Here is a 16338-nt window from a genome sequence, read left to right on the forward strand (position 1 = left end):
CGACATGACCGACACCACCACCGCCGGACGGTTCACCGGCAGGACCATCATCGTCACCGGAGCGGGTTCCGGCATCGGACGCGCCACGGCGACACGCATCGCGAACGAGGGCGGGCGCGTCATCGCGACCGACGTCGTGGCCGAGCGGCTCGACGCACTCCGCACGGAGCTCGAGGGCTTCGCCGTGGAGACCGTCGTCGGCGACGTCGCCGCGAGCGAGACCATCGACGCACTCATCGCCGCCGCCGGCGACCGGGTGGACGGGCTCGCCAACGTCGCCGGCATCATGGACGCGTTCCTGCCGCCGGACGAGGTCGACGACGCCACCTGGGAGCGTGTCTTCAGCGTCAACGTCACCGGCCCGATGCGCCTGACCCGCGCCGTGCTGCCGCTCATGATCGCCGCCGGCAAGGGATCGGTCGTGAACGTCGCGTCCGAGGCTGCGTTGAAGGCCTCGGCCGCCGGTGCTGCCTACACCTCGTCGAAGCACGCCATCGCCGGGTACACCAAGAGCGTCGCGTTCTTCCACGGGCCGCAGGGCATCCGGGCGAACGCCGTGGCGCCGGGTGCGGTCGCCACGAACATCGAGGCGCCGATGCGCAGCGAGTACGCGGCCCGCCGGGTCGGTCCCATCATGCAGACCACCATCCCGCCGGTCGCCCAGCCCGAGCAGCTCGCCGCCGCCATCACCTGGCTGCTGAGTGACGACTCGGCGAACGTCAACGGTGCGGTGCTGCCGAGTGACGGTGGCTGGTCCGTGGTCTGACGGATTTGTTCAGATACGAGTAGAAATCTACCTGGAGTGGTAGATTTCTACTCGATCTGATCGGACCTCTCCATGCAGTTGCAATCCCCCTTCGCGACCGTCACAACCTCCGTGGACGGCGATGTCCTCGCGGTGTTGGCACTGGCCCCACGGCCGTTGACTATCGCGGGCATCTGCAACCTGGTACCGGACCGGTCGTACGCCGGGGTCCGGAACAGCGCGGATCGGCTGGTCGAGCAGGGCCTCGTCGACGGGCACCGGACCGGACGGACGAAGTCCTTCACCCTGAACCGAGAGCACCTCGCCGCCGATGCGGTCACCGCCCTGGCCGACCTCCGGCGTGCCCTGCTCGAACGACTCCGATCCGGCTGTCGGTCGATCCCCCTCCGGTACGCCGCGCTCTTCGGATCCGGAGCCCGCGGTGCGATGCGCCCGGACAGCGATCTCGATCTCTGCTTCGTCGTCGCTCGCGGCCGACGCCCGGACGCCGAGGACCAGATCCACGCCTTGTGCCGCGCAGCCGGTCGTTGGACCGGCAACGCCGTGCGGCCGGTCGTCTTCGACGAGGACGAGATCGAGGGCACGGATCCGCTCCTCGCGTCGGTTGCTCGGGACGGGATTCCCATCGCAGGTGACGGTCGATGGCTGTCCCGGAAGCTCCGTACGCTGAACGGATGACCCCGCGAACCGGCGCCACCGCACCGGGCGACGATTCGTTCCGGAGGGGCCGGCTCGCCAAGGCGACGGAGTTCCTCGACGCCGCTGACGTCCTCCGCGCGTTCGGTGGTGACGGAGGGGTGTTCAGCGCCGGGTCACAGTTCGCGAACGCGTTCGTCACACAGTGCGTCCTCAGCGGCATCGCCGCGGCTGACGCGATCTGCGTGGCTCGGACCGGCAACTACTCGCGATCGGGAGCGCACCACGAGGCGGTGCCCGTGCTCCGCGCAGCTGCTGGGCCGGCGGTCGCGAAGCACCTCGAGGTGCTGTTGGCGGTGAAGACCAAGGCCGAGTACAACGCGAGGTCGGTCAGCGACGGTGACATCGTGCGCGCCGGCGAAGCCGCTGAGGCACTCGAGGCGGCCGCGCGGTCGGTCTGACGCGCTGGTCGAGCGGGCGACCACGACATCGTCGTGCTGCGGGTGCTCCGGTTCGCCCGCGACCGCTCGCGTGACGCGCTCGTGTGGCACCGGCCGGCGCGGCGGCGTCAGGGCGTCACCACCTGACGGACGGGAGGCCCGTGGCGGCGTCGCCACGGGCCTCCCGTCCGCCCTTCGCTCGCGTCGACGAAGCGCGGTTCCTTCCCGGAGCGGGTGCGCGGGAAAGCGGAATCGGGCGTACCTGGCAGGAAGTTCCTGCCAGGTACGCCCGATTCGAGCAGGTACGCCCGAAGGGCCCCGCCTCAGGAGACGAGCGCCGCCATCTCGCGCACGACGGCACGGAGCCGATCCGCGAGCTCCTCGTTGTTGGTGACCGTGGCTCGATGCGCCACCTCGCTGAGCGCCGACATCACCAGGGTCACCGCGGTGCGGGCGGTCTGCGCGTCCGTGCGGGTGCCGACGACGCTGAGCAGGGACTGGCGCGACTCGGCCATCCACTGCATCACCATCGAGGACATCTCCGGCCGGAGCACGAGCAGCTCCTTCATGCGACGGCGGTCCTGCGAGAGCGGGACGGTGGCCGCGACCAGGGCGCACAGGTCGTCGACCAGGGCACCGTCGGCCTCGGCGAACCAGGCCGCTGAGCGCTCCGGGACCTCGACGGAGTCGAGCCCGAGCGCCGCGTGCGCCTTCGACGAGAAGTAGTTGAAGAAGGTGCGGGGGGAGACGTCGGCGTCGGCGCAGATCTGCTCGACCGTGACGCCGTCGAGCCCGTGCGCGGACACCAGGGTGAGCGCTGCGTCGTGCAGTGCCTGCCGGGTCTGCTGCTTCTTCCGTTCTCGCAGCGTGCACGGCTCCGTTGCCGCAGCCGCTGCCGGGGTGGTGATCACGTGGACTCCTGGTGGGTTGGTGTGTGTGGGAGGGGCGCCCGCCCGGAAAGGGGGGCACGGACGGACGCCCCGGTCGGTCACCGACGATGCGTCGGCGTGGATCCGGTCGAACCCGAGCCGGTCGGCACGGACCCGGTCGGCACCGAACCGGTCATCGGTCCGGTGAACGAGCCGGCCTCGGCTGCGGCGGCGCCCGCCTCGGCCTCGAGCTGCGCCTCGGCGGACATGTCGGCCTGCTCCTGCAGCGCGGAACGCTGGCGCAGCGGCGGCACCCGGAAGAACCAGGTCAGCACGAACGCGAGCAGGATGACGCCGAGACCGACCCAGTAGATCGTCACGGACGAGGCGTTGAAGCCCGCCATGAACGGCCGGGTCAGGCGGCTGTCCGCACCGGTCAGGAACGAGGTGTCGTTCGTGCTGGTGGCGCTGTCGCTCGTGGTGTTGCCGTCGTCGATCTTCTTCGCCAGCTCCGGGGTGAGCTCGTCGACCCAGTAGGAGCGCTGGTCGGCGTCCGCCCAGTCGACGGACACGGCACCGTCCTGCACGCTGGCGTGCGCCTGGTCGGCGACCTGCTCGAGTGCCGACTGTTCGGCGGCCGGCGTGGCCGCGGCGACCTGCTGGTCGATGACCGTCTGCGCTGCTGCGGCGGGCACGGCACCGGCGGTGACCTGCTGCTGCACGGCCGCGGTGACCTGCTCGGTGACCGCAGCGTCGGCGGCCTGCTTCGCCTTCGCCGAGGCGGCGTCGAGCTGCGACTGGACGGTCTTCGTCAGCGGGGTGACGACGGGCGTCCAGATCTTCTCCATGGCGCCCTGGTTCGCCTTCGCGCTGGCGACGGTCGGGTTGAGCGCGGCGTCGAGCGCCGGACCGAGGTCCTTCTGGTTCGCGGTCGCGGTCAGGATGTTCGCCGGCATCACCGAGAACAGGATGGACAGCAGCACGGCGGTGCCGAGCGTGCCACCGATCTGACGGAAGAACGTGGCGGACGACGTGGCGACGCCCATGTCACGGGCCTCGACGGAGCCCTGCGACGCCAGGGTCAGCGACTGCATGACCGATCCGAGGCCGAGACCGATGAGGAACATGCCGATCATCAGGAACCAGAGCGGCTTGTCGATCGTCATGAAGGTCAGGACGACGTAGCCGGCGGAGACGAGCGCGGTGCCGATGACCGGGAAGATCCGGTACCGGCCGACGCGGGCGACGATCTGACCCGAGGTGATCGAGGCGATCATGAGACCACCGACGAGCGGCAGGGTGGCGAAGCCGGACTCGGTCGGCGTCAGTCCGACGACGATCTGCAGGTAGAGCGGGATCGTGAGCATCGCGCCGAACATCGCGAAGCCGACCAGGAACCCGATGACGGTCGCCATCGAGAACGTGCCCGAGCGGAACAGCTTGAGCGGGATGATCGCCGCGTCGCCCATCTTCGACTCGATGAGCAGCAGACCGATCAGGCCGACGACACCGACGACGTAGCAGGCGATGGCGGCGGGGGAGCCCCAGCCCCAGATGCGGCCCTGTTCGGCGACGAGCAGGAGCGGCACGAGGGTGACGATGACGGCGGTCGCGCCCCACCAGTCGACCTTCGGCTTCGCGTCGCCGGCGCCGTGCACCTTCGGCAGGTGCAGGAACACGATGACCATGAGGAGCGCGGCGACGCCGATCGGCACGTTGATCAGGAGCACCCAGCGCCAGCCCGTGATCCACAGGATCTCGGAGGAACCGGCGAGCAGGCCGCCGATGAGCGGGCCGATGACGGACGAGATGCCGAACACGGCGAGGAAGTACCCCTGGTACTTCGCGCGCTCACGCGGGGCGAGGATGTCGCCCATGATCGCGAGCGGCAGCGACATCAGGGCGCCGGCACCGATGCCCTGCACCGCGCGGAAGGCGGCGAGCATGAGCATCGAGGTCGACATCGACGACAGGACGGCGCCGAGGATGAAGACGACGATGCCGAAGATGTACAGCGGGCGGCGGCCGAAGATGTCGGAGAGCTTGCCGTAGATCGGCGTCGCGATCGTCGAGGTGATGAGGTACGCGGTCGTCACCCAGGCCTGCTGGTCGAGCCCGTGCAGGTCGTCGCCGATCGTGCGGATCGCCGTGCCGAACACCGTCTGGCCGAGCGAGGACAGGAACATGCCCGCCATCAGGCCGTAGATCACCAGGAGGATCTGACGGTGGGTCATCAGCGGCTGCTGGCCGGCGCCCCCGGAGGCCGCGGGGGCCTCGGCGGTGTGCCGACCGTGCTGCACCGGGACGGGTGCGGTGGCGGTCATCGAACTCCTTTTTCTGGCTGTGAAACTTTGCAGACCGCGCAACGATACATCTGTTGCTTCCGGCAAGCAACTAAATGTGCCCGCTACGCTGAGCGCGTGACCGACGACCGGCGTGCCGCCGAGCGACTCCTGCGATCCCAGCTCGACCGGCTGTGGGTCCGGCAGACCCTGCGCTCCTCGCTCATCGAGTCCCGGGGTGGCCTCGACCCGACGGCCCGCGTGATCCTGCGTGCCGTCGCCGGGCACGGCCCGGTCCGGGCGACCGCGATCGCCGACGCGACGGGGCTGTCGCGCCCGGTGATCAGCCGCCGGGTCGCCTCGCTGATCGAGGCCGAGCACCTGATCGGGTCGCCCGACCCCGCGGACGGCCGCGCCACGCTCGTCACGCTCGCCCCCGCCGGCCGACGACTGCTCGACGAGCTGGACGCCGCCGGCGCCGAGGTGTTCGACGACCTGACGGAGGAGTTCGCCTCTGACGAGCTGCGCTCGCTCGCCGAGATGCTGACGCGACTGAACGACCGGGCGGACGCGGTCCTGGGGATCGGCACCACCCGCTCCTGACGTGACCGAGGGCAGGGACGGGAGGCCCGGGGCGGCGTCGCCACGGGCCTCCCGTCCCTGCGGGGCGCGCATTCGAGATACCGTTGGTGTATGAGCACGGACACCGCCACCACCACCGAGACCACCGACGACGGGCCAGTGGTGACCTTCGCCGACCTCGGCCTGAGCGATGCTGTGCTCAAGGCCGTCAAGGACATCGGCTACGAGACCCCTTCCGCCATCCAGGAAGCCACCATCCCCACGCTCCTCGCCGGGCGCGACGTCGTCGGCCTGGCGCAGACCGGTACCGGCAAGACCGCGGCCTTCGCGCTGCCGATCCTGTCCCGCATGGAGTCCGGCAGCAAGAAGCCCCAGGCGCTCGTGCTGTCCCCGACGCGTGAGCTCGCCCTGCAGGTGTGCGAGGCGTTCGAGCAGTTCGCCTCCCACATGAAGAACGTCCACGTCCTGCCGGTCTACGGCGGCCAGGCGTACGGCGTGCAGCTCTCCGCCCTGCGCCGCGGCGTCGACGTCATCGTCGGTACCCCCGGTCGCATCATGGACCACCTGGCGAAGGGCACGCTCGACCTGTCCGAGCTGAAGTACCTGGTGCTCGACGAGGCCGACGAGATGCTCAAGATGGGCTTCGCCGAGGACGTCGAGACGATCCTCGCCGACACCCCGGACGACAAGCAGGTCGCGCTCTTCTCGGCGACCATGCCCGCGCAGATCCGCCGCATCTCGCAGCAGTACCTGACCGACCCGGCCGAGATCACCGTCAAGACCAAGACGAAGACCGCCGCGAACATCACGCAGCGCTACCTGATGGTCTCGTACCCGCAGAAGGTCGACGCGCTCACCCGCATCCTCGAGGTCGAGGACTTCGAGGGCATGATCATCTTCGTCCGCACCAAGAGCGAGACCGAGACCCTGGCCGAGAAGCTCCGTGCCCGCGGGTACGCCGCCGCCGCGATCAGCGGTGACGTCGCCCAGGCCCAGCGTGAGCGCACGGTCAACCAGCTGAAGTCGGGCAAGCTCGACATCCTGGTCGCCACGGACGTCGCCGCCCGTGGCCTCGACGTCGACCGCATCACGCACGTCGTGAACTTCGACATCCCGGTCGACATCGAGTCCTACGTGCACCGCATCGGCCGGACCGGTCGCGCCGGCCGCTCGGGTGACTCGATCAGCTTCGTCACCCCGCGCGAGCGTCGCCTGCTGTCCGCGATCGAGCGTCACACCAAGCAGCCGCTCACGCAGATGCAGCTGCCGACCATCGACGACGTCAACGAGACGCGCCTGACCCGCTTCGACGACGCCATCACCGCGGCGCTCGAGGACCAGGGCCGGATCGCCGCCTTCCGCGACGTCATCGCGCACTACGTCGAGCACCACGACGTCCCCTCGGACGACGTCGCCGCCGCCCTGGCCGTCGTGGCGCAGGGCGACTCGCCGCTGCTCCTCACCGCAGCCGACGACGCCCTCCGCAGCCAGATGGAGCGCGACGCCCGCCGCAGCGAGCGCGACGAGCGTGGTGCCCGAGACGACCGTGGCGGCCGCAACGACCGCGGCGACCGTGGTGGCGACCGCGACCGTGGTGACCGCGGCCCGCGCCGTTCGCAGCCGATGGCCCCGTACCGCATCGAGGTAGGCCGCCGCCACCGCGTCGAGCCGCGCCAGATCGTCGGTGCCCTGGCCAACGAAGGTGGCCTGCGTCGCGACGACTTCGGTGCGATCCAGATCCGTCCGGACTTCTCGATCGTGGAACTGCCGGCCGACATGGACCCCGGTGTGCTCGACCGCCTGACCGACACCCGGATCAGCGGCAAGCTCATCGAGATCCGTGCGGACCGCCGTGGTGGTGGCCGCCGCGACGACCGCGACGACCGTCCGGAGCGCAAGCCGCGCTACTGAGACGAGCCGCGTCCGAGACGCGACCACCTTCTGACGGGAGGCCCGTTGCCAGCTGGCACCGGGCCTCCCGTCCGTCGTCGGTGCGGATCTCGTGCCCGCGAGACGCCGTCGTGTCGGCTCCACGCCGCCGAGTCGGCGAGACGCCGTCGGATTCGGCGGCGTCTCGGGAACACGACGGCGTCTGCTGGTCCAGCCCTGCGGCATCTTGCGGTGCGGGGAACCGCAGATCCGACCCGCAGCCGTTCCCCTGGGGTCAGCGCGGTGCTGTGATACGTGGAGCCGTGACGCAGGGAGCCGCGGAGAAGGCAGGGGAACCATCGTGTACCGAGCACTCATCACCGCGGTCGCCGCCGCGGCGCTCGTCTTCGGAGGTGCGGTGCCGGCGACGGCGCACACCTCTCCGTCGGTGCCGGGAGCACCGACCGCCGTCCGCGTCACCGGCGACGCGGACAGTGCCACGCTGACGTGGCGCGGCCCGGAGCACGGCGCGAAGGTGACGGGCTGGAAGGTCGCCGTCGCCGCCGTCGCGAACCGGCACGACCGCCAGGTCGACCGACTCCACCCGCGCGCCCGCTCCGACCGGTTCGACGAGCTCTCGCCCGCGACCACGTACCGCTTCTCGGTGCGTGCCCTCGGCCACCGGGGGACCGGCCGCACGATCACGCTGCGCTGGACGTCACCGTCGGTACCCGAGCCGGAGACGACGCAGTCGCTGTTCGCCCTCGACGGCAACGGCGACGTCGTGCGGTTCGCGGACTCCGGCAGCGGTGCGAAGACCGTCGTCGCGACGGACGGCGAGGGCTTCGCCGCGAACGCCGACGGTGACGTGTTCACCCCGTCGGCGGACGGCACCGAGATCCTGCGGGACCCGGCCGACGGCAGCGGGGTCTCGATCATCGCGTCCGGGCTGCACCTGACCCCGGACCTGCGCTCCGACGCCGAGGGCAACCTGTACTGGGTGGACTCGGTGACCGGTGCGGTGCAGAAGCTGTCCGTCGGCACCTCGACCCCGAAGGTCGTGCTGGACCTGGGCGGCAAGGCCGTCGGGAGCGATCAGCGTTTCTGGACGGTCACCCCGGACGGCAAGGTCGTCGTGCTCGGCGGAACGGTCAGCCAGCCGTACGTCAAGGGCACCGGCATCGCGCCCCGCACGTTCACCGGGCCGATCGGCACGATCGTCGGCTACCCCGCCGGCGTGCTCGCCGACTCGCACGGCAACGTCTACGTCGACATCCGATCGACCGGTGGCGCCGGGTCGTGGGTCTGGTACCAGCTCAAGCCAGGGGCGACCCAACTGACGAAGATCGAACCGCGGTACGCGTTCGAGTACGCCGCCGCGAACGCCGACGGCTTCTCGCTCCTGCAGTCGGCGCAGTTCTGCCCCGCCCCGTCGGAGTACCGGCCGGGCGGGTGCACGATCGACCGCGGCATCCCGGACAAGCTCGTGGTGGGCAGCGGCGGCACGTCCACCGTGCCGGTGACCGGGCTGACTGCCGGGTCGCGTGGCGAGCACCTGGGTGCCGTCTCGGCCGACGGGGACGTGTTCGTCTCCATCGACAGCGGCCCCTCGGTCGGGCTGTGGAAGGTCCCCGCCGCGGGTGGAGCTGCCCAGCAGCTCGACGCGGCGCAGTACTCGAGGCTGCTGGTGATCTGACCGGCGGTGCGAGGCGGAAGGGGGACAGGGCGCAACGGCGCGTCCTGTCCCCCTTCCGTGTGCGGTGGCGGTGGCGGTGGCTGTGGTGGCGGCTGTCCAGGCGCGGCGACGGCGTCGACTGCGGTGGTTCAGGCCGCGCCGGCGGCCGTCCGGCGGCACACCTCGTCCCACGGGGTCGGTTCGATGCCGAAGTGCGCCCGGGTCTCCGCGTCGTCCACGACGTACGGCGCGGTCCACTGGTAGGACATCTCGGCCAGCTCGCGGAGCATCGGCGACACGAGCCCGCCGACGCGGAACAGTGCCGCGGGCATCCGCCGCACCGGCACCGCAGGCTTCCCCGCCGCGGCGAGCACGTCGGTGAGCGCCTGCCGCTGCGTCCGCGGCGCGTTGCTCGGCACGATCCACGTGCGGCCGTGGGCGCTCTCGTCCTCGGCGGCGGCGACGAGGGTCCGGGCGACGTCGAGCACGTCCGTGAAGGTGTGCGGCAGGTCCGTGCGACCGACCATCGACACCGCCCGTCCGCGCAGCGCCGCCGGCAGCACGCGCGTGACGTGCCCGTTCGCGCCGATCCCAGGGCCGACGTAGTCCGAGCCGCGCACCTCGACGGTCCGGATCCGATCGGCGTCGTGTGCGGCGAGGGCATCGGCCCACAGCGTGGCGCGGAGCACTCCCTTGTGGTCGGTGGCAGCGTCCGGCAGGCCGGGGTGCATGTGCCCGTCGACCGGGCCGTACGGGTACAGGTTCCCGGTGATGGCGTAGGTCGCCCCGGTGCGTTCGGCCGCGGTGAGCAGTGCTGCGGCGAGCGGGGGCCAGGTGCGCTCCCACTGCGTGTAGTCGCCGGGGTTCGCGCAGTTGTAGAGGACGGCTGCTCCCTCGGTGGCGCGGGCGAGGGCGTCGGCATCGGAGGCGTCGAGCGCGAGGTGCTCGACGCCGGCGATGCCCGTGCTGCGACCGGAGCGGGAGACGACGGTGACGCGGTCGCCCCGGACGGTCAACAGTTCCGCGATGTGCCGGCCGACGGGGCCGGCACCGACGACGAGGTGGTGGGTCATGGTCTCCTGCTTCCTGGTCGATCGCTTCCTGGTCGACCGCTTCGTCATGGATTCGAGAGCACTGCTCTCGGAACGAGCATGACGGTTCGTCGACGTAAGAGCAAGAGCAGTGCTCTCCTTTGTGTGCGCTGCTCTCCCGTGCCAGGATCATCGGATGGCACCCACCGCCCGAGCACTCGCACGGCAGACGGTCACCGCGGACATCCTGGCCGCTGCGCGGATCCGGCTGACCGATGAGGGTCCGGCCGCCGTCAGCCTGCGTGCCGTCGCCCGTGACGTCGGGATGGTCTCGTCGGCCGTGTACCGGTACTTCCCGAGCCGCGACGACCTGCTGACCGCCCTGCTCATCACCGACTACGACGAACTCGGCGCCGCGGTCGAGGCCGCCGGTGCCGCGGCCGGATCGGCTCCCGGTGCGCGCTGGGTGGCGATGTGCCGGGCGATCCGTGATTGGTCGATCGCGCACCCGGGGGACTTCGCGCTGCTGTTCGGTTCGCCCGTGCCCGGCTACGCGGCGCCGCGCGAGACCGTCGTGCCCGCGACGCGGACGACGTTGGCGCTGGTGCGCGTGGTCGCGGACGCCGTCGGCTCCGGTGCGCCTGGTGCGTCGCGCTCGTCCGTCACGTCGACGCCGGAGGCGGCCGGGAGGCCCGGATCACCCACCGCTCCCACGGCGGCTCCCGGGGTGGCCGGTCCCGCCGTCGCGGACGGGGTCGCCACCCTGCGCTCGTTCGGCATCACCCTGCCCGACGAGGTCCTGGTCCGCACCCTGATGGCCTGGACGACGGTGTTCGGGACGATCTCGTTCGAGCTCTTCGGCCACTTCGTCGGTTCCGTGTCCGACCCGGCCGCCTACTTCGACCAGGTCATCGTGCGCCTGGCGGATGACCTGGGGTTCACCGCCACGTTCTGACGCGGGTGCTGTCCCCAGATCGGGTGCGCGGCCTGACAGAGCACCCGCCCGTGCGGTAGACAGGTCGTCACGCCGAGGTCGTGCCCGATGACCGGAGCGGACGACCGGCACGGTGCCCTCCGGGTCAGCTGCCGGACGGAACCACACTCGGGCGTGTGCGACGCGGCCGGGGCCCGCGCTGATCAGGAGGCATGCTTGCGACACAGCACGTGCGGCGGCACGACGGACGGGGCGACCCGGTGACCGCGCTCGACGTCAGCCGACAGGACCGCCGCCGCCTGACCACCGGCACCGCCCGCCGACGCCTGGTGACCGTGCGCACGGTGGCGCTCCTGGCGTCCCTCGCCGGGGTGAACTACATCGTGTGGCGCTGGGCGGCCTCGGTGAACTGGCACTCGTGGTGGATCGCGGTGCCGCTGATCCTCGCCGAGACCTACAGCGTCATCGACTCCCTGCTCTTCGCCCTCGGGGCCTGGCGGCTCCGGGAGCGCGGCGAACCACCGGCGAAGCCGTCCACCGACGTCACCGTCGACGTCTTCATCACGACCTACAACGAGCCGATCGACCTGGTCGAGCGCACCGCCCGGGCGGCCAAGGCGATCACGCACCCGCACACCACCTGGATCCTCGACGACGGCAACCGCCCCGAGATGCGTGCGGCCGCCGAGGCGCTCGGCATCGGGGTCATCACGCGCGGCGCCGACTGGGTGGACCGGCCCCGGCACGCCAAGGCCGGCAACCTCAACAACGCCCTGCTCGCGACGCAGGGCGAGTTCCTGCTCATCCTCGACGCCGACCAGGTGCCCGACCCGGCGATCCTCGACCGCACCCTCGGGTACTTCAAGGACCCGCGGATGGCGCTCGTGCAGACGCCGCAGTGGTTCGAGAACGTGCCGGACGACGACCCCCTCGGCAGCCAGGCGCCGCTGTTCTACGGTCCGATCCAGCAGTCGAAGGACGGCTGGAACGCGGCGTTCTTCTGCGGGTCGAACGCCATCCTGCGGCGTGAAGCGCTCATGCAGCTCGGCATCTCGCGCTACGTGGCCGAGGTCGAGGCGTCCGTGCAGCGCACCCTCGCCACCTCGCGCAAGCTCCTCGCCCGCTCGCGAGAGACCGAGACCGACCCGCGCGTGCTCGCCGCCCTCGACGACGCCGAGGTCGTGGTGGACCGCGCTCGCGAACAGGTCCGCACCGGTGAGCCCCTCGGTGACGTGACGTACGCGTTCCAGCGGGGGATCGACGCGATCGCGTTCCGGTTCGCCGCCGCCGATCTCGAGTCGGTGCGGAACGACCTGCAGGAGCTCGCGGCGATGTCCACCGACGCCAACACCTTCGCCGGTCTCGACGACGCCGCGCTCGACGTGCTCGGCCGGCGCGAGGCCTCGCCGGTTGCCGCCATCGAGTCCATCGCGGTGCTCGCCCGTGCCCTCGACGTGAACCGCGACGACGAGGCGCAGCCGATCATGCCGCTGGCGACGATCTCGGTGACCGAGGACATGGCCACCGCGATGCGCCTGCACGGGCTGGGTTGGAAGTCGGCCTACCACGACGAGATCCTGGCGAAGGGCCTGGCCCCCGAGGACCTGCCGACGATGCTCGTGCAGCGACTCCGCTGGGCGCAGGGCACCATGCAGGTGTTCTTCCGCGAGAACCCCCTGGTGCAGAAGGGGCTGTCGTGGGGGCAGCGGCTCATGTACTTCTCGACGATGTGGAGCTACCTGTCGGGGTTCGCCGCGATCGTCTACATCGCCGCCCCGGTGCTCTGCCTGTCGTTCGGGGTCATCCCCGTGCAGGCCTACAGCGTCGACTTCTTCGCCCGGCTCATCCCGTTCCTGGTCTTCAACCAGCTGCTGTTCTGGGTGGTGGCCGCCGGCAGACCGACCTGGCGCGGGCAGCAGTACTCGCTCGCCCTGTTCCCGGTCTGGATCGAGTCGGTGACCAGTGCGTTCCAGAACGTCTACCGGGGCAAGCCGCTCGGGTTCCGCGTCACCCCGAAGGTGCGCGACGAGACCGAGCAGAAGCCGCGGTGGGACCTGGTCAAGCCGCAGCTGTACGCCATGGGCGCCCTGGTCGCCGCCCTGGTCATGATCGGCATCCGCTACCTGACCGGCCAGGCCGAGGGGATCGCGCCGCTCGTGAACACCGCGTGGGTCGTCTTCGACCTGTTCATCTTCAGCATCGTGATCCGGGCCGTCCGGTACCGCGGCCCGGCCACCCCAGCCCAGTCCGAACACGAGTCGAGCACCGCCGGAGGACCCCTGTGAGCACCGAGACCACGTTCGAGGTCGCTGCGACGCCCGACTCCCTCGACGAGGTGCAGGACCGCTTCGCCGCGTGGTGGGACGGCCTGGGCATCGACGACGTGCGGCTGCGCTTCGCACTCGAGACCGCCCTGGCCGAGATCGCTGCGAACATCGTCGAGCACACCGTCCGTGCCGACCGGGGGACCGGCCGCCGGTACACCGTGCACCTCGAGGCCACCGACCAGACCCTGACCGCGGTGCTGACCGACAACGGGATGCCGGCCGACATCGACCTGAGTGCCGTCACCATGGCCGACGTCGAACAGGAGAGCGGGCGCGGTCTCGCCCTCGCAATCGCGGCGCTCGACCGGTTGGAGCACCGGCACGAGCCCGGCCACAACGTCTGGACGCTTGCGTGCGACCGGTGAAGAAGCCGGTGGCCCGCGCGGTCGCCCTCCTCGTCACGATCGCCACGCTCCTGCTCGGTGGTGCGCTGCCGGCGTCGGCTGCGTCCGTGCACCCGGCGGCCGCCGTGCAGCCGGCCGAGGGGTCGACGTGGTTCGGCCCCGACCTCGACTGGGCCAGCGACTCGCCCGAAGGGTACGCGGGGCGGCTCGGCGCGACGCCGTCGATGTACGGGGTGTCCGTCGACTACCCGCTCGACCGCACGGCGAAGCAGGAGCTCCTCCGCTCGGCGCGTGCGGCGGCGACCCAGGGTGCGGTGCTCGTCGTGAGCCTCGAACCCGATCGCGAACTCAAGTCGCTCGACACCGCGGACACCCGTGCCGTCAACACCGTGTTCGAGGACCTGCACGACCAGTACGACATCCAGGTGCTCGTCCGGTTCGCACCGCAGATGAACGGCACGTGGGTCCGCTGGGGCCAGCAGCCCACGGAGTTCGTCCGGGTGTTCCGTGGGCTCGCCACGACCGTGCACGCGGGCACGTCGGACGCGCTCATGGTCTGGTCGCCGGGGTACGGCGCCGGCTACCCGTTCGGCGAGTCCGCCGGGCGGCTGCGGAACCTGTCCCCGGTCGACGTCGCGAAGGCGGACACGAACGGCGACGGACAGCTCACCGGCGCCGACGACCCGTACGGGCCGTACTGGCCGGGGGCCGAGGCCGTCGACTGGGTCGGGCTCTCGATGTTCTCGTACGGCAAGGGCGACCCGACCGAGGCCGCCGGTCGCGCCGTGCCGCTCACCCGCAGCGGTGAGGTCGAGTCGCGGTTCGACGAGGACTGGGGCTACGACCAGCCGCAGTCGGGCACGTTCTACGACCGGTTCGCGGTGGCCGACGACCGTCCGATGCTGCTCGACACCGGTGCCCTGTACAACCGTGAGCTGCAGGGCGACGCCGAGCTCCAGGTCAAGCGGAGCTGGTGGCGGCAGGTGCTCGCCGCCGTGCAGGAGCGTCCGCTGATCCGGGGCATGACCGTGCTCGAGGCGGAGCGACGCGAGCCCGAGGCCGGCAACCGCGTGGCCGACTGGCGGCTCACCGCGGACCCGGGCGTCGCGGAGTCCTTCCGCGCCGACCTCGAGCGGTCCGGCGACTTCGCCTTCGGCCCGGTCACCGACCGCGTGACCGTGCAGCAGGGCAACGCCGCGATCTCGCAGGAGTACGAGACCGGCGGCGACCAGATGGCGTGGATCGTCTGGCTGGCCGCCGGCCTGGCGGTCGTGTTCCTGCTGAGCGGGGTGTTCGGCCGGCTCCTGCCGAGCTGGCGCTACCCCGACGACGGCAAGCCCGGCCGTGACCTGCGGCTCGACCTGTTCCGCGGGTTCATCATCCTCGCCGTGGTGATCACCCACATCGAGATCGGCGGGCCGTACTCGTACCTCACGCTGCACGCCGTCGGGGCGATCACCGGCGCCGAGATGTTCGTGTTCCTGTCCGGCATGGTCCTCGGCATGACGTACCCGTTCGCCGTCAAGAAGTTCGGCGAGTGGGCGGCGGCCATCGGGGCGTGGAAGCGCGCGCGCAAGCAGTACGTCGTCACGCTCGTGGTGATCCTGGTGGTCTTCGCGCTGAGCTTCGTCCCGTTCCTGAACACCGACGCCATCACCACGTTCACCGACCGCGGCACGGGCACCGGCGGCGTCGAGGCCGAAGGCCGGGTCTACGACCTGTACCCGAACGCGATGCAGCTGCTCGCCTACCCGCCGCCCTGGTACGCGATCCGGCAGTTCCTGCTGCTCGAGATGGGGCCGTGGCCGTTCAACATCATGGGCCTGTTCGTGGTGCTGAGCCTGTTCATCCCGGCGTTGATCTGGGTGATCCGCCGCGGGTTCTGGTGGGCGCTCCTCGCCGCCAGCTGGGCGCTGTACGTGTTCCAGGCGCTGAACCCCGACTTCCGTCCGCTGAACTCCCAGTTCGAGGCGGTGTTCCCCCTGTTCACCTGGCAGGTGGTGTTCACCCACGGGCTCGTGCTCGGGTACTACCGGCGGCAGATCGTCGGCGCGCTCACCGGGCGTCTCGGCAAGGTCCTGGTCGGCGTCGCCGTCGGCGGGTACGCGGCGTTCCTGGTCTACGTGTGGGCGGGCGACCACTTCGGGTTCACCCCGGTGCCGTTCCCGGCGACGATGTACGAGTCCCTGTACAACACGGCGTACCAGCGGGTGGACCTGCAGTGGGGCCGCCTGGTGGACATCGCGTTCTTCGCGATCGTGTCCTACGCGATCCTCACGGTGTTCTGGAAGCCCATCGCCGCCGCCATCGGCTGGCTCTGGATCCCGCTCGGGCAGGCGAGCCTGTACGTGTTCGTCTGGCAGGTGTTCTTCGCCCTGGCGATCGCGTCGATCCCCGGTGTGCCGTGGGGCGACTTCTGGATCGGCTTCGTGGTGCACACGGCGCTGATCCTGCTGGCCTGGTACATGGTCCGCAAGAAGTTCCTGTTCTCCGTCATCCCGCGCTGACCGCGCGCGCACGGATGGTGAGCAGGAATGGTCGGGTCCGACGTGCGGACCCGACCATTCCTGCTCACGAGGCGAG

The 16338-nt window shown here is 70.8% G+C and carries 13 protein-coding genes; 10 read left to right on the forward strand and 3 right to left on the reverse strand.

All coding sequences use genetic code 11. The features are described from left to right. Nucleotides 1–4: 4 nt before the first annotated feature. The 3 genes from DEJ20_RS03855 (at nt 5) to DEJ20_RS03865 (ending at nt 1863) form a co-directional block, all read left to right on the forward strand. Complete coding sequence (locus DEJ20_RS03855; protein WP_111029641.1) at nt 5–766, forward strand: SDR family NAD(P)-dependent oxidoreductase; 762 nt, start codon at nt 5–7, stop codon at nt 764–766. A 72-nt stretch (nt 767–838) separates the two neighbouring features. Further along, nucleotides 839–1444: a nucleotidyltransferase domain-containing protein gene (locus DEJ20_RS03860; protein ID WP_111236633.1), complete on the forward strand. Its 606-nt coding sequence runs from the start codon at nt 839–841 to the stop codon at nt 1442–1444. Next, nucleotides 1441–1863 (forward strand): hypothetical protein, encoded by a 423-nt coding sequence (locus tag DEJ20_RS03865; protein ID WP_111088886.1) that lies wholly within the window; start codon nt 1441–1443, stop codon nt 1861–1863. The genes DEJ20_RS03860 and DEJ20_RS03865 overlap by 4 nt, the downstream gene beginning before the upstream one ends. Before the next feature lie 302 nt (nt 1864–2165). Here the strand turns inward: DEJ20_RS03865 and DEJ20_RS03870 are convergent, their stop codons facing one another. Together DEJ20_RS03870 and DEJ20_RS03875 are read right to left on the reverse strand one after the other, a co-directional pair. Further along, on the reverse strand, nt 2166–2753 hold the full coding sequence (locus DEJ20_RS03870; RefSeq protein ID WP_111236632.1) for a TetR/AcrR family transcriptional regulator: 588 nt from the start codon (nt 2751–2753) through the stop codon (nt 2166–2168). A 77-nt stretch (nt 2754–2830) separates the two neighbouring features. Beyond that, nucleotides 2831–5035, reverse strand: a complete 2205-nt coding sequence (locus DEJ20_RS03875; RefSeq protein ID WP_111236631.1) for an MDR family MFS transporter — start codon at nt 5033–5035, stop codon at nt 2831–2833. Between the two features lie 96 nt (nt 5036–5131). On the opposite strand from DEJ20_RS03875, the gene DEJ20_RS03880 reads away from it, so the two are divergent. The 3 genes from DEJ20_RS03880 (at nt 5132) to DEJ20_RS03890 (ending at nt 9140) form a co-directional block, all read left to right on the forward strand. After that, nucleotides 5132–5596 carry a MarR family winged helix-turn-helix transcriptional regulator gene (locus DEJ20_RS03880; RefSeq protein WP_163343313.1) on the forward strand — a complete coding sequence of 155 codons (465 nt, stop codon included), beginning with the start codon at nt 5132–5134 and terminating at the stop codon, nt 5594–5596. 90 nt (nt 5597–5686) lie between these two features. Beyond that, on the forward strand, nt 5687–7486 hold the full coding sequence (locus DEJ20_RS03885) for a DEAD/DEAH box helicase (RefSeq protein WP_111236630.1): 1800 nt from the start codon (nt 5687–5689) through the stop codon (nt 7484–7486). A gap of 319 nt (nt 7487–7805) precedes the next feature. Next, nucleotides 7806–9140: a fibronectin type III domain-containing protein gene (locus tag DEJ20_RS03890; RefSeq protein WP_181431654.1), complete on the forward strand. Its 1335-nt coding sequence runs from the start codon at nt 7806–7808 to the stop codon at nt 9138–9140. A 128-nt stretch (nt 9141–9268) separates the two neighbouring features. Here DEJ20_RS03890 and DEJ20_RS03895 read toward each other — a convergent pair whose 3' ends face one another. After that, a complete protein-coding gene (locus tag DEJ20_RS03895; protein WP_111236628.1) occupies nt 9269–10192 on the reverse strand; it encodes an NAD-dependent epimerase/dehydratase family protein in 924 nt (307 codons plus the stop codon). 154 nt (nt 10193–10346) lie between these two features. On the opposite strand from DEJ20_RS03895, the gene DEJ20_RS03900 reads away from it, so the two are divergent. From DEJ20_RS03900 to opgC, 4 genes are all read left to right on the forward strand, one after another. Next, on the forward strand, nt 10347–11105 hold the full coding sequence (locus DEJ20_RS03900) for a TetR/AcrR family transcriptional regulator (protein ID WP_111236627.1): 759 nt from the start codon (nt 10347–10349) through the stop codon (nt 11103–11105). Between the two features lie 191 nt (nt 11106–11296). Then, complete coding sequence (locus DEJ20_RS03905; RefSeq protein WP_258377277.1) at nt 11297–13369, forward strand: glycosyltransferase; 2073 nt, start codon at nt 11297–11299, stop codon at nt 13367–13369. Next, a complete protein-coding gene (locus DEJ20_RS03910) occupies nt 13366–13776 on the forward strand; it encodes an ATP-binding protein (RefSeq protein WP_111236626.1) in 411 nt (136 codons plus the stop codon). The genes DEJ20_RS03905 and DEJ20_RS03910 overlap by 4 nt, the downstream gene beginning before the upstream one ends. After that, on the forward strand, nt 13773–16262 hold the full coding sequence (gene opgC, locus DEJ20_RS03915) for an OpgC domain-containing protein (RefSeq protein WP_146245506.1): 2490 nt from the start codon (nt 13773–13775) through the stop codon (nt 16260–16262). The genes DEJ20_RS03910 and opgC overlap by 4 nt, the downstream gene beginning before the upstream one ends. Nucleotides 16263–16338 lie beyond the last annotated feature (76 nt).

Source organism: Curtobacterium sp. MCSS17_005 (genome assembly GCF_003234225.2).
Taxonomy (GTDB): Bacteria; Actinomycetota; Actinomycetes; order Actinomycetales; family Microbacteriaceae; genus Curtobacterium; species Curtobacterium flaccumfaciens.